At 67.7% G+C, this 15,680-nt stretch carries 15 protein-coding genes; 6 read left to right on the forward strand and 9 right to left on the reverse strand.

The annotated features are described in order from the left end of the window. Nucleotides 1-11: 11 nt before the first annotated feature. The 5 genes from BLV94_RS33750 to BLV94_RS33770 all read right to left on the reverse strand — a co-directional run bounded on the left by BLV94_RS33750 (nt 12) and on the right by BLV94_RS33770 (nt 4,997). Nucleotides 12-920 (reverse strand): ABC transporter substrate-binding protein, encoded by a 909-nt coding sequence (locus tag BLV94_RS33750; protein WP_072937261.1) that lies wholly within the window; start codon nt 918-920, stop codon nt 12-14. 11 nt (nt 921-931) lie between these two features. Further along, nucleotides 932-1,681 carry an ABC transporter permease gene (locus BLV94_RS33755; RefSeq protein ID WP_072937262.1) on the reverse strand — a complete coding sequence of 250 codons (750 nt, stop codon included), beginning with the start codon at nt 1,679-1,681 and terminating at the stop codon, nt 932-934. Beyond that, entirely contained in the window at nt 1,678-2,328 is a 651-nt protein-coding gene (locus BLV94_RS33760) for an ABC transporter permease (RefSeq protein ID WP_072937263.1), read from the reverse strand. Before BLV94_RS33760 ends, BLV94_RS33755 begins: the two co-directional genes overlap by 4 nt. Further along, the gene (locus BLV94_RS33765; protein ID WP_072937264.1) at nt 2,325-3,434 is read right to left on the reverse strand and encodes an ABC transporter ATP-binding protein; all 1,110 of its coding nucleotides are present in this window, start codon (nt 3,432-3,434) and stop codon (nt 2,325-2,327) included. The genes BLV94_RS33760 and BLV94_RS33765 overlap by 4 nt, the downstream gene beginning before the upstream one ends. A gap of 66 nt (nt 3,435-3,500) precedes the next feature. Beyond that, on the reverse strand, nt 3,501-4,997 hold the full coding sequence (locus BLV94_RS33770) for an aromatic amino acid ammonia-lyase (RefSeq protein WP_072937265.1): 1,497 nt from the start codon (nt 4,995-4,997) through the stop codon (nt 3,501-3,503). Nucleotides 4,998-5,314: 317 nt separating this feature from the next. Between BLV94_RS33770 and BLV94_RS33775 the strand changes: the two genes are divergently transcribed. The 4 genes from BLV94_RS33775 (at nt 5,315) to fdhD (ending at nt 10,325) form a co-directional block, all read left to right on the forward strand. Next, entirely contained in the window at nt 5,315-6,400 is a 1,086-nt protein-coding gene (locus tag BLV94_RS33775) for an S-(hydroxymethyl)mycothiol dehydrogenase (protein WP_074933886.1), read from the forward strand. Next, nucleotides 6,397-7,029, forward strand: coding sequence for an MBL fold metallo-hydrolase (locus BLV94_RS33780; protein WP_072950990.1), 633 nt, complete (start codon nt 6,397-6,399; stop codon nt 7,027-7,029). The genes BLV94_RS33775 and BLV94_RS33780 overlap by 4 nt, the downstream gene beginning before the upstream one ends. Before the next feature lie 137 nt (nt 7,030-7,166). After that, nucleotides 7,167-9,500 carry an FdhF/YdeP family oxidoreductase gene (locus tag BLV94_RS33785; RefSeq protein ID WP_072950991.1) on the forward strand — a complete coding sequence of 778 codons (2,334 nt, stop codon included), beginning with the start codon at nt 7,167-7,169 and terminating at the stop codon, nt 9,498-9,500. A 3-nt stretch (nt 9,501-9,503) separates the two neighbouring features. After that, nucleotides 9,504-10,325 carry a formate dehydrogenase accessory sulfurtransferase FdhD gene (gene fdhD, locus BLV94_RS33790; RefSeq protein WP_072950992.1) on the forward strand — a complete coding sequence of 274 codons (822 nt, stop codon included), beginning with the start codon at nt 9,504-9,506 and terminating at the stop codon, nt 10,323-10,325. 47 nt (nt 10,326-10,372) lie between these two features. On the opposite strand, the gene BLV94_RS33795 is transcribed toward fdhD, so the two are convergent. The 4 genes from BLV94_RS33795 to BLV94_RS33810 form a co-directional block, all read right to left on the reverse strand. Continuing rightward, nucleotides 10,373-11,608, reverse strand: coding sequence for a helix-turn-helix transcriptional regulator (locus BLV94_RS33795; RefSeq protein ID WP_072951023.1), 1,236 nt, complete (start codon nt 11,606-11,608; stop codon nt 10,373-10,375). Nucleotides 11,609-11,709: 101 nt separating this feature from the next. After that, on the reverse strand, nt 11,710-12,201 hold the full coding sequence (locus tag BLV94_RS33800; RefSeq protein WP_072950993.1) for a Clp protease N-terminal domain-containing protein: 492 nt from the start codon (nt 12,199-12,201) through the stop codon (nt 11,710-11,712). Beyond that, a complete protein-coding gene (locus BLV94_RS33805; protein ID WP_072950994.1) occupies nt 12,198-12,413 on the reverse strand; it encodes a hypothetical protein in 216 nt (71 codons plus the stop codon). Before BLV94_RS33805 ends, BLV94_RS33800 begins: the two co-directional genes overlap by 4 nt. 60 nt (nt 12,414-12,473) lie before the next feature. Next, complete coding sequence (locus BLV94_RS33810; RefSeq protein WP_072950995.1) at nt 12,474-13,244, reverse strand: IclR family transcriptional regulator; 771 nt, start codon at nt 13,242-13,244, stop codon at nt 12,474-12,476. A gap of 227 nt (nt 13,245-13,471) precedes the next feature. Here BLV94_RS33810 and dctA point away from each other — a divergent pair, with 227 nt between their 5' ends. Then, the gene (gene dctA, locus BLV94_RS33815) at nt 13,472-14,905 is read left to right on the forward strand and encodes a C4-dicarboxylate transporter DctA (RefSeq protein ID WP_072950996.1); all 1,434 of its coding nucleotides are present in this window, start codon (nt 13,472-13,474) and stop codon (nt 14,903-14,905) included. Next, nucleotides 14,898-15,680 (forward strand): MTAP family purine nucleoside phosphorylase, encoded by a 783-nt coding sequence (locus BLV94_RS33820; protein ID WP_072950998.1) that lies wholly within the window; start codon nt 14,898-14,900, stop codon nt 15,678-15,680. The genes dctA and BLV94_RS33820 overlap by 8 nt, the downstream gene beginning before the upstream one ends.

Raw genomic sequence — 15,680 nt, forward strand, 5'->3', positions numbered from 1 at the left:
GCGGGGGAGGATCAGGATGCCAGACCCTTGTCCTGCAGCCACTCCCGGGCGATGTCGCCCATGTCCTCGAGGTCGGCCACCCGCTCGTTCATCGCGATGAGATCCTCGGTCGTCAACGCCGCCGACACGTCCGCCAGCACGGCGCGGACGTCGTCGCCGGCCTTGTTCTCGTTGATGATCGGGGTGATGTTCTCCGCCAGGAATAGGTGCTTGGTGTCCTCGAGGGCCACGAGGTTCTCCGAACGCATCGCCGGGTCGGTGCTGAACACGTCCGCGACCTCGATCTGACCGCTGAGCAGGGCGTTGAGCGTGAGAGGCCCGCCGGCGTCCAGTGCCAGGAACTCCTTGAACGTCAACCCGTACCTGTCCTTCAGGCCGGCGACGCCGTTCTCGCGGGTCTTCCATTCGGGCGGGCCGCCGAGAGTCAGTTCGCCGGCGTGGGGAACGAGGTCCTCGATCGTCTCGAGCGAGTACTCGTCCGCGGTCTCCTGCCGCACCGCGAGAACGTCCTTGTCCTCGGCGGGCGACGGTTCCAGCGCAATGAGCCCGGCGGGGAGCTTCGCCTTGATCTCCTCGGTCACCTCGTCCGACGCCGTCGCGGTGGTCGCGCTGTCGAGATACTGGAGCAACGCGCCCGAGTATTCGGGCAGCAGGTCGATGGAGCCGTCCCGGATGGCCGGTACGTACACTTCCCGGCTTCCGATGTTCAGCTTCTCCGTCACGTCGATGCCGTTCGCACGCAACGCCTCCGCGTAGATGGTGGCGATCAGCTGGCTTTCGGGGAAGTCCGCGGAACCGACCACGATGGCGCCCTCGCTGCTCCCGCCGCCGTCGGCCGCGAGGGGATCCTTGCCGATCCCGCAAGCCGTCAACGACATCAGGGTGGCGCCTGCCAGCGCGACGATCAATGCCTTCTTCATGGTGATGTCCTTCAGGTCAGCGAGGGCTCGGGTACGGACGTGGGACGGGCCGCGACCGCGGTGTCTTCGGAGGCGGAGCGCTTGCCGCTGCGCACCCGCCGGGTGAGTCCGGGCGAGACGACCCGCACCGTGAGGAACCCGATCGCGAGATCGAAGGCCAGCGCGAGGAGCGACACGAGGACCGCTCCCGCCGCCATCTGCGCGTAGTCGCTCTGCGCCTTGCCGTCGATGAGGAGTCGTCCCAGGCCGCCGAGCGAGATGTAGGCGGCGACGGTCGCCGTCGAGACGATCTGCAGCACGGCGCTCCGGACACCCGACAGCATCAACGGCAGCGCGCAGGGCAACTCCACCTCGGTGAGGATGCGCATCGACCGGAACCCCATTCCCCGGGCCGCGTCCACGGCGGCCGGGTCGACGGAGCGGATGCCCGCGTACGTGTTGGTGAGGATCGGCGGAATGGCCAGCAGTACCAGCACGATCAGGCTCGGAATCAGGTAGGCCAGCTTGCTCGAGAACGACGGCGCGATGACGAGCACCAGCAGGATCAGCAACCCGATGGTCGGGAGGGCGCGCAGCGAGTTGGCCAGACCGGCGACGACGACGGACCCGCGCCCGGTGTGCCCGATGTACAGGCCGAGAGGCACGGCGATCAGCGCGGCGGCGAACAGGGCGAGGAACGTGTACATCAGGTGCTGGAGGAGGAGGGCCGGAATGCCTTCGGGCCCTGTCCAATGAGCACCGTCGAGCAGGAAGTCGATCATGAGGTGACCACCTTCGGGGTCCACGGGGTGAGTAACCGGTTAGCGAGCACGATGAGGAGGTCGAGAACCAGGGCCAGCAGCAGGCTGAGCGCGATACCGGCGATGATGGGTGTGTAGAAACGCAACTGGAAGCCCTGGGTGAACAGCGAACCGATCTGCGGGATCCCGAGCAGAGCGGCGAGCGAGACCAGGCTGACGTTCGACACCACGGCCACCCGCAGGCCCGCGCAGATGACGGGAACACCTACCGGGAGCTGAACTTTGAGCAGGGTCTGATACGGCCGGTAGCCCATCGCCGTCGCGGCGAGCACGGTTTCCTGGGGCACCGAGTCGAGGGCGTCGGCGACGACGCGAACCAGCATGGCGACGGTGTAGATCGTCAGGGCGACGATGATGTTCATCGGATCGAGGATCTTCGTCCCGAGGATCGGCGGCAGCAGGACGAACAGGGCGAGCGACGGGATCGTGTAGAGCAGGCCGGCGGTCCCCACCACGTACGGGTTGATCCGGCGATTGCGGTGTGCGAGCCAGCCGATGGGCAACGCGACGATCACGCCGACGACGATCGGGACAAGGGAGAGCAGGATGTGCCAGCCGACGAGTTCGACGATGCGGTCGGACTGGCGGCCGAGCCATTCGAAGTTCATCGGGCCACCGCCCCCGCGAGATCCGCCGACTCGATCGCCGCCACGGCCGCGTGTGCCGTCACGGTGCCCACGAGCACCCCGTCGCCGTCGACGACCACACCCCGCTTGCTGGGTGCGGACAGGGCGGCGTCGAGCAGCGCCCGCATCGTCCCGTGCGCATCGGCGACCGTGCCGCTGAGATTCACGTCGTACGGGTGAATGCTGCCGACGACCTTCGACGGCTGAACCCACCCGATCGGCTTGTTCGCCGGGTCGACGACGAGAAGCCAGTCGTCGGACGTCCGCGCGAGGGCCTCGCCCGCCGAATCACCCAGACGAGCAACGGGTTCGGCGACCGTCTCCACGCGTCCGTCGAGATTCGCGAAACCCAGCGACCGGTAGCCGCGGTCGCGTCCGACGAAATCGGCGACGAACTCGTCGGCGGGCTCGGTCAGCAACTCCAGCGGAGTGGCCGCCTGCGCCAGGACTCCGCCGGTCCGCAACACGACCACCTGGTCACCGAGTTTGAGCGCTTCGTCGATGTCGTGGGTGACGATGATGATCGTCTTCCCGATCTCCTTCTGCAGTCGGAGGAATTCGTCCTGCAGCTGGCTCCGGACCACCGGGTCGACGGCACTGAACGGCTCGTCCATCAGCATGAACGCCGGATCCGCGGCCAGTGCGCGCGCGACCCCGACTCGCTGCTGCTGCCCGCCCGAGAGCTGCCACGGATACCGATCTGCGAAATGCGCGGCCAGACCGACCGTCTCGAGCAGTTCCATGGCCCTCGTCCGGGCCTCCTTCTTCGTCTTCCCCAGCAGCTTCGGCATCGTCGCGACGTTGTCCACGATGGTGCGATGCGGGAACAGTCCGGCGTGCTGGATGACGTACCCGATCCGTCGGCGCAGCAGCGCCGGGTCCATGTCCGCGGTGGACTCGCCGTCGAGGGAGATGGTTCCGGACGTCGGTTCGATCAACCTGTTGATCATGCGCAACGACGTCGTCTTGCCGCAGCCCGACGGACCGACGAGGGCCGTGATCTTGCCGCTGGGGCACTCGAGGTCCAGTTCGTTCACCGCTGTCGTGCCGTCCGGGTACGCCTTGGTGACTTTGTCGAATGTGATCATCCGCGTGCTACTTTCGTGTAGTCCGGGAGGTGAGGCGCCCGGAAGTTCGGTGTCGGTGGGACTGCTCTACCGAGCTGTGTCTTTCTCCGGATTCGGCAACTGTTCCAGGAACTTCACCGCAGCTTTCAGGTCGTCGCTCAGGGGGCGGTCGGTGGTCCGGGGGTCCAGGCACGTGCGCGCACGGTGCAGGTAGGCACCGAGTTCGGTGTCCGTGTCCAGGTCGCGGTGCTGCTGGCCGAGCGCCCGCACCGCCGAGATCAGTTCGCACGCAAGAACGATGCGTGACTGCGCGAGGATGTCGGTGAGCTGGGTGGCGGCCTGGGACGCGAAACTCGCGTGGTCCTCGGTGCCGCGGGAGATGACCGTGTGCCCGAGGGAACCCGGCGCGGCGGCCATCCGGATCTCCGCGATGGCCGCGGACGTCGTGTACTCCAGCAGCATGGTGCCGCTGCTGCCTGCCGGACCGTCGGCCAGGAACGGCCGCAGGCCGGTGACCGCCGGATCCGACAGGTTGGCCAACCTGCACTGCGACAGCAACGCCGCGCTCGACAGCGCGAGTTTCGCCTCGTCCACAGCGAGGGCGATCGGCATCCCGTGGAAGTTGCCGTTGTGGAACACGGCGTCGTCCTCGACGGAGATGAGCGGGTTCTCGGAGGACGAGTTCATCTCGATCGCGAGGGTCCCCCGCAGTCGTTGCAGCGCCTGCCAGGTGGCGCCGAGGATCTGGGGGAGGGCGCGGAACCCGTAGGAGTCCTGCACCCGGGCGGCCCGGACGTCGTGGTCGGCGAGGAGTTCCCGGACCCGGCCCGCCACCTCCTCCTGGCCGAGGTGCCTGCGGGCCGCCTGCACCCGTGCGGCGAACGGCTCGACGGAACTGCGCGTCGCCAGCAGCGACAGCACGCCGACGATCAACGAATGCTCCAGCCAGTTCGCCACGCTGTCGGTGGCCGTGGCGGCGAGCGCGACGGTCATCGCGTTCGTCGAGATCAGGGGGAGCGCGTCACCCTGATGCGCCGTCCACCGGGGCACGACCCGGCCGTCCCGCAGCGGTGTCTCGCCCATCAGCCCGAGTGCGATCTCGGAGAACGCGCTGAGGTCGCCGGTGCCGATGGCCCCACGAGCGTGCACGGCGGGCAGTTCGTCCGCGGCGACGGCATCGATCAGCGCCGTCACGATGTCGGGGTGCAGACCGGATCCGCCGTTGAGGATCTGATTGACCCGAATGATCATCGCGGCGCGGACGACGTGGTCCGGCAGCGACGGGCCCGAGCCGGTCGCATGGCTGCGGAGCAGGCGGAGGTCCTGTTCGACACCGTCGGAGACAGAGGTGTCCCGGTTTCCCCCGACCCCCGTGGTGCGCCCGTAGATCGGCTGGCGCGCGGCGATGCGCACCGCGGTCTCCCAGGAACGGCGTGCGTGGTCGAGTGCTGCGGGGTCGGGCGCGACGACGACCGGCTCCCGGGCCAGAGTCGTCAGCTGATCGACGGTGAGCTGGGAGCCGTCGAGCAGCACCGGAACGGGCGGGTGCGGTTCCTCCGTCGGGCGGGGATCTTTCGGGGTCATCGGAACTCCGTGATCGATGCGGTGTGCGGGTACTCACGAGGCGGGTGCGGACGACGTCGTCCGGCGTCTGCGTTCAGTGTGGTCTGCCTCACTCGTTCGAGATGTATAGTCCTGTATATACCGCACCCTGTCAACCGTCGGTTTCCGGCGATCGACAGGTTCGCAACCCCTTCCCGAGGGGCTGGCATTCCGGCTAGGTCGACCTCTCACTTCGATCAGTCCCTCTGTGATCGTCCGGAACGTAGGGTCTCGGGAGAGGTGCATATATGGCCATGCATCGATCCCGCTCTGACTGATCGACCGAAGGAATGAGTCCAATGCCGCAGCAGGTACGAGGCGTCATCGCCCGATCCAAGGGTGCCCCCGTGGAGATCGCGACCGTGAATATTCCGGATCCGGGTCCGGGTGAGGTGGTGGTGGATATCGCGGCGTGCGGTGTGTGCCACACGGATCTGACCTACCGCGACGGTGGGATCAATGACGAGTTCCCGTTCCTGCTCGGGCACGAGGCGTCCGGGATCGTGGAGAGTGTCGGCGAGGGTGTGACGTCGGTGGCGGTCGGCGATTTCGTGGTGCTGAACTGGCGGGCGGTGTGTGGTCAGTGCCGGGCGTGTAAGCGCGGTCGCCCGCAGTACTGTTTCGACACCCACAACGCCGCACAGAAGATGACGCTCGAGGACGGCACCGAACTGACCCCGGCGCTGGGGATCGGCGCGTTCGCCGACAAGACCCTCGTTCATGCGGGGCAGTGCACCAAGGTCGACGCCTCCGCGGACCCGGCGGTCGTCGGGCTGCTCGGGTGCGGGGTGATGGCCGGCCTCGGTGCGGCGGTGAACACCGGCAACGTGGGCCGCGGCGATTCGGTGGCGGTGATCGGCTGCGGCGGTGTCGGGGATGCGGCGATCATGGGTGCCCGGCTGGCCGGGGCGAACAAGATCATCGCGATCGACCGGGACGAGAAGAAGCTCGAGTGGGCGAGGGATCTGGGTGCGACGCACACGGTCAACGGCGGCGAGGTGGATGCGGTCGAGGCGGTGCGGGAGCTGACCGGCGGTTTCGGTGCGGATGTGGTGATCGACGCGGTCGGGCGTCCGGAGACGTGGAAGCAGGCGTTCTACGCCCGCGACCTGGCCGGCACCGTGGTTTTGGTGGGGGTCCCGACCCCGGACATGCGGTTGGAGATGCCGTTGATCGATTTCTTCTCCCGCGGTGGGTCGTTGAAGTCGTCGTGGTACGGGGACTGCCTGCCCGAACGCGACTTCCCGATGCTGGTGGATCTGTTCCAGCAGGGCCGGTTGCCGTTGGAGAAGTTCGTGACCGAGCGGATCAAGATCGACGAGGTCGAGGAGGCGTTTCACCGGATGCATGCCGGTGAGGTGCTGCGTTCGGTGGTCGTGCTGTGAGCGGGCGGTTGCGGATCGAGCGGGTCGTCACCGAGGGCACGTTCGCCCTCGACGGTGGGGAGTGGAGTGTCGAGAACAACATCTGGCTGGTCGGGGACGACACCGATGTGGTGATCGTGGACGCCGCGCACAGTGCGCAGCCGATCGTCGACGCGGTCGGGGGCCGGCACGTGAACGCGGTGATCTGCACGCACGGGCACAACGATCACGTCACCGTCGCCCCGGAGCTGGCCGGGCGGTTGCACGCCCCGGTGTTGCTGCATCCGGGTGATGACGTGTTGTGGAAGATGAGCCACCCGGACGGCAAGTACTGGAATCTCGAGGACGGGCAGCGGATCGCGATCGCGGGCACCGAGATCCGGGTGATCCACGCGCCGGGGCATTCGCCGGGGTCGGTGTGCCTGTATCTGCCGGAGGTGGGGGCGTTGTTCTCGGGGGACACCCTGTTCTCGGGTGGTCCGGGTGCGACGGGTCGGTCGTTCTCGGATTTCCCGACGATCATCGGGTCGATCCGGGACCGGTTGTTCGCGTTGCCCGAGGACACGCTCGTCCATACCGGGCACGGGGACGGGACCACGATCGGTACCGAGGCCCCGCATCTCGCCGAGTGGATTGCCCGAGGACACTGAGAAACACCGAGAACGACAGTGAGAAACACCGAGAACGACAGTGAGAAACACCGAGAACGACACTGAGAAACACCGAGAACACTGAGAAACACCGAGAACGCTGAGAAATACCGGCACACCCTGAGGACGCTGATTCGATGACCGACACCACCGACCGCCCCGAGGCCACCGGCCGCCCGGACCGGTTTGCCTTCGACGAGGACGATGTCGTCGTCACGCACGAGAAGTCCTATGCGGCGGGTGTTCCTGCGGTGTTGGTGTCGCTCAGGCGTGGGGTGGAGCAGATGGGTCCGGTGCGTACGGCGCGGACTTTCTTCCGGCTGAATCAGCGGCACGGGTTCGACTGTCCGGGGTGTGCGTGGCCGGAGACTCCGGGGCACCGCAAGCATGCGGAGTTCTGTGAGAACGGGGCGAAGGCGGTCGCCGAGGAGGCCACGACCCGGACGGTGACCCCGGAGTTCTTCGCCCAGCATTCGGTGGCGGAGTTGTTGGGCCGGACCGAGTTCTGGTTGGGGCAGCAGGGCCGGCTGACGCATCCGATGGTGCTGCTGCCGGGGGCCACGCATTACGAGCCGATCGGGTGGGATGCGGCGTTCGCGCTGATCGCCGGGGAACTCCGGGCGCTGGGGTCGCCGGATGAGGCGGTGTTCTACACCTCCGGGCGCACCAGTAATGAGGCGGCGTTCGTGTATCAGTTGATGATCCGGGCGTTCGGGACGAACAACCTGCCGGATTGTTCGAACATGTGCCACGAATCGTCGGGTAGTGCGTTGGTGGAGACGATCGGGATCGGGAAGGGGTCGGTGTCGGTCCCCGACCTGGAGAACGCGGATCTGATCGTGATCGCCGGCCAGAATCCGGGCACGAATCACCCCCGGATGCTCTCGACGTTGGAGAAGGCGAAGGCGAATGGGGCGAGGGTGATCGCGATCAACCCGTTGCCGGAGGCGGGGTTGTTGCGGTTCAAGGACCCGCAGAAGGTGCACGGGGTGGTCGGGGACGGGGTGGCCATTGCGGACGAGTTCCTGCAGATCCGGATCGGCGGCGACCAGGCCCTGTTCCAGGGTTTGGGCCGGTTGCTGCTCGAGGCCGAAGACGCGGCACCGGGGACGGTGCTGGACCGGGAGTTCATCGACCGGCACACCGCCGGGTTCGAGGAGTGCGCGGCGCACCTGCGGCGGGTCGATCTGGGGACGGTGGTGGCGGCGACCGGGTTGACGCTCGAGCAGATCCGGGCCACGGCGGACGCGTTGATCGGATCGGAGAAGACGATCATCTGCTGGGCGATGGGATTGACGCAGCAGACCCATGGGGTGGCGACCATCCAGGACGCGGTGAACCTGCTGCTGTTGCAGGGGATGATCGGCAAACCCGGGGCCGGGGTGTGCCCGGTGCGCGGGCACTCCAACGTCCAGGGGGACCGGACGATGGGGATCTGGGAGAAGATGCCCGAAGCGTTCCTGGCCGCGTTGGATGCGGAGTTCGGGATCCGGTCCCCGCGCACGCACGGTCTGGATGCGGTCGATTCGATCCGGGCGATGCGGGACGGGACGGCGTCGGTGTTCGTCGGGATGGGCGGCAACTTCGTCTCCGCGACCCCGGACACCGAGACCACCGAGGCGGCGCTACGCCACTGTGCGTTGACGGTGCAGGTGTCGACGAAACTGAACCGCTCGCACCTGGTGACCGGGCGGGCCGCGCTGATCCTGCCCTCGCTCGGCCGGACCGACAAGGACGTGCAAAACGGTCGCAAGCAGCAGGTGACGGTCGAGGATTCGATGTCGATGGTGCACCTGTCCCGCGGCGGCCTCACCCCGGCCAGCGAGCAGTTGCGCAGCGAGGTGTCGATCGTGTGCGGGATCGCGCAGGCGTTGTTCGGGCCGGGGCATGCGGTGCCGTGGGCGGCGTTCACCGCCGACTACGACCGGATCCGCGACAGTATCGCCCGGGTGATTCCGGGGTTCGCGGACTTCAACCGGAGGGTGCGCGGGCCGGACGGGTTCGGGTTGCCGCACCCCCCGCGGGATGAGCGCCGGTTCGACACCGAGACGGGGAAGGCGAATTTCACGGTCAACGAGTTGTCCTGGGTGCCGGTGCCGGCGGGCAGGCTGATCCTGCAGACGATGCGGTCGCATGATCAGTACAACACCACCATCTACGGTCTCGACGACCGCTACCGCGGGGTGAAGGGCGGCCGGCGGGTGCTGTTCATCAACGAATTCGACATCACCGCCCTCGGGTACGCGGCGGGGGATCGGGTGGACCTGGTCTCCGAATGGCAGACCCCGGACGGCAGCGTGGAGGAGCGGCGGGCGGAGGATTTCCGGTTGGTGCCCTACCCCACCCCGCAGGGGAATGTGGCCGCGTACTATCCGGAGACGAATCCGCTGATCCCGCTCGATCACGTCGCGAAGAAGTCGAACACGCCGGTGTCGAAGGCGGTCACGATCCGCCTCGAGAGGCGAGGCTGACCGGTGGGGCGGGTGACGACCCGGACCCCGGTCACCCGGATCACCGACACCCGGCACTCGACCCGCCCGGATACCGTGGTGGTGGAGGAACCCCTGGAGATCCGGGTGAACGGGACCCCGTTGGCGGTGACGATGCGGACCCCGGGTTCGGATGTGGAGTTGGCGCAGGGGTTTTTGCTGACGGAGGGCATCATCGCCGGGCGCGCGGACATCGCGTCGATCCGGTACTGCAACAGCGTCGACGAGCACGGCGTCAACACCTACAACGTGTTGGATGTGGATCTGGCGGCGGGGGTGTTCCTGCCCGACACCGGGATCGAACGCAACTTTTACACCACCTCCTCGTGTGGGGTGTGTGGGAAGGCGTCCCTGGATGCGATCCGGCAACGCACCCGGCATTCCCCGGCGGCGGACACGGTGCGGGTCGATTCGGCCACCATCGTGGAACTGCCCGACCGGTTGCGGGCGGCGCAGAAGGTGTTCGAGACGACCGGGGGTTTGCATGCGGCGGGGTTGTTCACCCGGACGGGGGAGCTGCTCGCGGTCAGGGAGGACGTCGGCCGGCACAACGCGGTCGACAAGCTGATCGGGTGGGCCACCGAGCAGGACCGCATCCCACTGCGAGGCAGCATCCTGCTCGTGTCCGGTCGGGCGTCGTTCGAGTTGGCGCAGAAGGCGGTGATGGCGGGGATTCCGATCCTGGCGGCGGTGTCCGCGCCGTCGTCGCTGGCGATCGACCTCGCCCACGACACCGGCCTGACCCTGATCGGGTTCCTGCGCGGCACCACCATGAACCTCTACACCCACCCGGACCGCATCACCTGAGGTGAGTGGCACAGCGTGCTCCCGCACACCGCGCCACTCACCTGGGGTCAGTGCCTGCCGGTGGTGTCGGCGCGGACGCCGGCCTCGAGGGCGATCGCGCCCGCCTCGCCCCGGGACGCCACCCCGAGTTTCTTCAGCACACCCGCGACGTGAAACTTGACCGTGCTCTCACTGATGCCGAGGCTGTCGGCGATCGCCTTGTTCCTCTTGCCTGTGGCCAGGTGGCCAAGGACTTCGAGTTCGCGGGGGTTGAGGTCGCCGAGTTGCTGTTCGTCCGGTCGGGCCGCGGGGACGTCGAGGGGGATCGCGACCGCCACCCGGGACCCCCACCCGTCGACCGACTCGACGTCGATCCGGCCACCGAGCGTGTGCACCCGGCCGGAGAGTTGCCGCACCAGTGCGTCGGTGTCGAGTCCGCCCTCGGCGTCGTCGCGTACCTCGACCAGGAGGTTGGAGCCGTCGCAGTCCCAGGCGATGCGGATGCGCTCGAGGGTGGACTGGGTCGCGAACGCCAGGACGGCGCTGCGCACGACCGCGCGCGCGGCGCTGGCCACCTCACCGGGCAGCGCGCGACCGTCCACCGGCGGATCGACGTAGTCGACGCGCACGGGCCGGTGCTGCAGCAGCGGTCGCAGTTCGCCCTGCAACCGGGCGAACGCCGTCGTGACGGCTTCCTCCGCGAGGATGCGGTCGGACTCGCCCGCTGACCGCAGAGTGATCAGCGCCGACGACGCCGTCTCGCTCGCCGTGATCCGCGACCGACGGTCGTCGAGGTCCTTGGACCGCAGTGTCGACAGGATGGATTCGAGTGTCGCGGCGTGCAGGTCCGTCAACTCCACGATGGTCCTGGCCCGCTCGCTCGACGCGGCCCGCGACTCCGCCAGGTACGCCGGGCTGGCCTGCGCGACCTGATGCCGGATCGACACGGCGACGACACCGAAGGCGCCCGCCACCAGCGGGACCTCCCGAATCTGCTGCCGCGGCTTCGGCAGAACGACGAGGAGGGTTCCGGTCGCGTCGAGCAGCGCCCACACCTTCCGCTTCGAGCCGGCCACCACGGTCTGGTCGTCGAACGGCGTGCCTTCCGTCATGCGGGTGCGCAACGCGTCCAATTCGGCGATGGTGACCCGTTCGACCACCGCGGGGTCGCCGCTGACCTTGCGGGGACGCCCCGTGCATTCCCGGGTGAAGATCACCAGCGCGGTGTGCGGCCAGATGTCGGCGAGGAACTTGGAGAAGCGGACGGCGATGTCGGGCAGGGGACCGTCGATGACGTCCCGCATCGAACCGAGAACATCTGCCGGTGACACCGAAGTCGCGCTGGGAAGAACCACGTGTCGAGCCTATCCGCGCAGACGGCGAACACCGATCCTGGGCTGTCCGGTCATCGTGCCGGCTCCGACCGCGCGGCGTCGACGACTGCGGACCGGACGAGCCCCAGCGATTCCAGTGCCCGCGCCGCGGTGCCGTGGGTGATCGTGGCCACGGCCGCGACGATGTCGGCGCCGACGATCGGTCTGCGTTCCGATTTCGCGAGAGCCACCGCGTTGCGGAACGCACCCTGGGCCGGTTCGGTCAGCCGCAGCGGACCGGTGCGGGGGCGGCTGAGCGCGCTGGTGGCGGCGCCCGTGTCGGTCATGCCTGCCGCCGCGAGGGCCTCGCCGTGCACGTGAATGATCGCCTCGCGCAGCGCGTCCCGGTTCGATCCGAGACGGTCGAACACCCGGCTCGTTGTTCCGTCCGGCAGCGCGAACGACGCGAGGAGCAGGTGTTCGAGGCCGGGCTCGCGGTCGCCGAGCCGGTCGGCTTCGGCCTCCGTTTCGGAGAACAGGGTCTTCATCGTGCGCATGTCGCGCCATGCCCGGGCGAATTTCATCGTGGTCCCCTCGTCTTCTTGCCGGCGGATCGCCCCGGGCCGAGGCGTTTGTGCGCCGCCTGACCCGAGACGCCGAGCGCCTGACCGATGTCCGCCCAGGTCCAGCCGGCGGACAGTGCGTCGGCGACGGCGTCACGCTCGAGCTGATCGGCCTGCCGCCGCAGCGCGACGACGGCAGCGAACGCGGTGGCCGGGTTCGGATCGTCACTCACAGGTATCAACTTAAGTTGATGAGACGAATCTCGTCAACCTTTGTTGATGGAAGGGTGCACCTAGAGCGCCGCGTTCTTGTCGAACTCGGTGCCGAGTTCCTTCGCGACGCGCTTGAGCAGCGGCACGATGTGGTCGGCCGACTCGAGGGTGACGCGGGCCGCGGGCCCGGAGACGGAGATGGCGGTAGGCGTCGGGGCGTTCGGCACCGGCACCGAGAAGCAGCGGACGCCGATCTCCTGCTCGCCCTCGTCGATGGCGAATCCGCGGTTCCTGCTCAGTTCCAGATCGGCGATCAGCAGGTCGGGGTCCGTCAGCGAGTTCTCGGTGTAGGTCGTCATGCCGGTCCGGCCGACCAGGGAGCGCACGGCGTCGTTCGACAGTTGCATGAGGATGGCCTTGCCGACACCGGTGCAGTGCGGGTACACGCGGCGGCCGACCTCGGTGAACATGCGCATCGCGTGTTCGGACGGCACCTGCGCGACGTAGACGGCCATGGTGCCGTCGAGGACGGCCATGTTCGCGGTCTCGCCGGTGCCTCGCACCAGTTCGGACAGGTGCGGCCGCGACCACGCGCCGATCAGTTGCGTGGCGCTCTCGCCGAGCCGAATGAGCTTGGGGCCGAGCGCGTACCGGCGGGTGGGCAGTTGCCGCACGTACCCGCGGTTCATCAGTGTGCGGATGAGCCGGTGGATCGTCGGGAGGGGGAGTCCGGCCAGTTCGGCGAGTTCGCTGACGCCGATGGACCCGCCGGCGCTCGCCATGATCTCGAGTATGTCGAATGCACGCTCGACCGACTGCACGCCGCCGGCCGCGTTCTGACCGTTCGTCATGTCTGGCTCCATCCTCTGACTGCCTCGGGGTGCCTCCCCCGGGAGCCCCCCATTCTTTCCGTCAGGCGGAAAGGGCGCTCCGTATGACGATAGCGCGGTTGTGGCGGATCGCGCCGATTCCTTCGCTACATCGGTTGACAAAACGCGGTGTGACGGCGTTCACTATATCGAGATACGAAATACAACTTCCATAATATGGAAAACACCAAGCCCCGAGGGAGGGCCCCGTGTCTGAAGTCGAAATCGCTGCAAAACCCAAGAAGCAGCGTTGGTACAGATCGCTGTTCGTCCAGGTCCTGATCGGAATTGCCCTGGGCATCGCCACCGGCATCCTGTTCCCCGAGTTTTCGCATCACCTGGCGCCACTGGGCGAGGGCTTCATCAAGCTCATCAAAATGGTGGTCGCCCCGCTGATCTTCCTGGTGATCGTCACCGGCATCGCGAAGGTCGGCAGCATGAAGGCGCTCGGCCAGATCGGCGCCAAAGCACTGCTCTGGTTCATGGGCGCGACGATCTGCGCGCTGGGGCTCGGCCTGCTGGTCGGCAACCTCGTGCAGCCGGGCAGTGGCCTCAATATCGACCCGGCCACGCTGGACACCTCCGCGCTGGACGAGAAGACGCAGGGCGGTCACATGCCCGGCGGCGTCGAGTTCGTCATGCACATCATCCCGACCAGCGTGTTCGACGCGTTCGCCACGAACAGCCTGCTCCAGGTGCTGCTGTTCTCGATCCTCTTCGGCGTCGCTCTCGCGTCCTACAGCGAGTCCGCCCCGCCGGTCCTGATGGACGTGATCGACCAGTCGCTGCACGTCATCTTCCGCATCGTCGGCTACATCATGTACCTGGCGCCGCTCGGCGCGTTCGGTGCGATGGCCTACACCGTCGGCAACTACGGTGCCGGTTCGCTCAAGTCCTTCGGGATCCTGGTGCTCGCGGCGTATGGCGCGGCCCTGTTCTTCATCGTCGTCCTCGCCACCGTGGTCAGGCTCCTGACCGGCGTCAATCCCTGGAAGTTCGTCAAGTACTGCCGGGAAGAGTTCATGCTCGCGCTGGGCACGGGGTCGTCCGAGGCCGTCATGCCCCGCATCATCAAGAAGCTCGACAACGCGGGCTGCGACCGCGCCGTCGTCGGACTGGTGATTCCCACCGGCTACTCGTTCAACCTCGACGGTGCCGCCATCTACCTGTCGCTCGCGATGATGTTCCTCGCGCAGGCGGTGGGCGTCGACCTCGGGTTCGGGGAGCAGCTCGCCATCATGGGCATCCTCATCCTCAGCTCGAAGGGCATGGCAGGCGTGCCGGGCTCCGCGTTCGTCGCACTCTCGGCCACCGCCGCCGCGATCGGCGCCTTCCCCGTGGCCGCAGTCGCGCTGCTCCTGGGCGCCGACCGGTTGATGGACTCCATGCGGGTCTTCACCAACCTGTTCGGCAACTGCATGGCCACGTTCGTGGTCGCGAACTGGGAGGGCCTGCTCGACAAGGACAAGATGCGGGCGGTTCTCGACGGGACGGTCACGCCCGACGACCCGGACGACGTCGTCGCCCACCCCCACCCCGGGCACGAACACCTCGCGACCACACCGGCCCAGCCGGCGATCGAGAAGCCCGAAGCGCTGACCGTGAACAGGACCCCGGAAGGAACGGTGAACCACCATGCCTGACACCCAGCCCACCGTCGGGCTCCTCGGTACCTGGGGCTATCACGGTCTGCTCGACGACGCCGAGCAGGTCTCGGTCGACACCCCGTACGGTCCCACCTCCGACAACATCGTCCTGGGATCCTCCGGGGGCCGCCGGCTCGCCTACCTGACCCGCACCGGGCGGCACCGCAACATCCCGCCGCACCGGATCAACGCCCGCGCCAACATCTGGGCACTGCACAGCCTGGGCGTCCGGACCATCCTCGCTCCCACCCCCTCCGGCTCGCTGCGACCGGCGATCGGTGTCGGATCGGTCGTCGTCCCCGACCAGTTGGTCGACCGCACCGGCCGCACCGACGACACGTTCCACGACGACGACGTCCACATCTCCTTCGCGGACCCGTTCTGCGTCCGCGGACGGCAGGCCGTGGTCTCGACGCTCCGCAGGAGCGGCTGGGTCGTCAACGACGGCGGCGTGATGGTCGCGATCCGCGGCCCCCGGTTCTCGACTCGCGCCGAATCCCGCTGGTACGCCGCCCAGGGCTGGGACCTGATCAGCATGACCCCGTATCCCGAAGCTGCGCTGGCCCGGGAACTCGGCATGTCCTACACCTGCATCGCCCTGGTCACCGATCACGACGTCATCAGCGACACCCCGTGGCCGGTCACCCAGGACCTGGTGCGCGAAGGACTCGACGCCAACACCAAGCGACTCCGCGAAGCACTGCTTCAGGTCGCGATCGAACTGGCAGACAAGCCGGAAACGACGGCAACTGCCCACGGAAGAAGGAGCTGA

Origin of the sequence: Rhodococcus koreensis (assembly GCF_900105905.1) — a bacterium.
In the GTDB taxonomy this organism is placed as follows: Bacteria; Actinomycetota; Actinomycetes; order Mycobacteriales; family Mycobacteriaceae; genus Rhodococcus_F; species Rhodococcus_F koreensis.

What these genes read in the sequence shown, in the direction of transcription:
- BLV94_RS33785 (WP_072950991.1), top strand. Translation starts at nt 7,167, where the DNA reads ATGACCGACACCACCGACCGCCCCGAGGCCACCGGCCGCCCGGACCGG.
- BLV94_RS33800 (WP_072950993.1), bottom strand. Translation starts at nt 12,201, where the DNA reads ATGAAATTCGCCCGGGCATGGCGCGACATGCGCACGATGAAGACCCTG.
- BLV94_RS33765 (WP_072937264.1), bottom strand. Translation starts at nt 3,434, where the DNA reads ATGATCACATTCGACAAAGTCACCAAGGCGTACCCGGACGGCACGACA.
- BLV94_RS33760 (WP_072937263.1), bottom strand. Translation starts at nt 2,328, where the DNA reads ATGAACTTCGAATGGCTCGGCCGCCAGTCCGACCGCATCGTCGAACTC.
- BLV94_RS33750 (WP_072937261.1), bottom strand. Translation starts at nt 920, where the DNA reads ATGAAGAAGGCATTGATCGTCGCGCTGGCAGGCGCCACCCTGATGTCG.
- BLV94_RS33795 (WP_072951023.1), bottom strand. Translation starts at nt 11,608, where the DNA reads ATGCGGGACGTCATCGACGGTCCCCTGCCCGACATCGCCGTCCGCTTC.
- BLV94_RS33810 (WP_072950995.1), bottom strand. Translation starts at nt 13,244, where the DNA reads ATGACGAACGGTCAGAACGCGGCCGGCGGCGTGCAGTCGGTCGAGCGT.
- BLV94_RS33770 (WP_072937265.1), bottom strand. Translation starts at nt 4,997, where the DNA reads ATGACCCCGAAAGATCCCCGCCCGACGGAGGAACCGCACCCGCCCGTT.
- BLV94_RS33755 (WP_072937262.1), bottom strand. Translation starts at nt 1,681, where the DNA reads ATGATCGACTTCCTGCTCGACGGTGCTCATTGGACAGGGCCCGAAGGC.
- BLV94_RS33775 (WP_074933886.1), top strand. Translation starts at nt 5,315, where the DNA reads ATGCCGCAGCAGGTACGAGGCGTCATCGCCCGATCCAAGGGTGCCCCC.
- BLV94_RS33820 (WP_072950998.1), top strand. Translation starts at nt 14,898, where the DNA reads ATGCCTGACACCCAGCCCACCGTCGGGCTCCTCGGTACCTGGGGCTAT.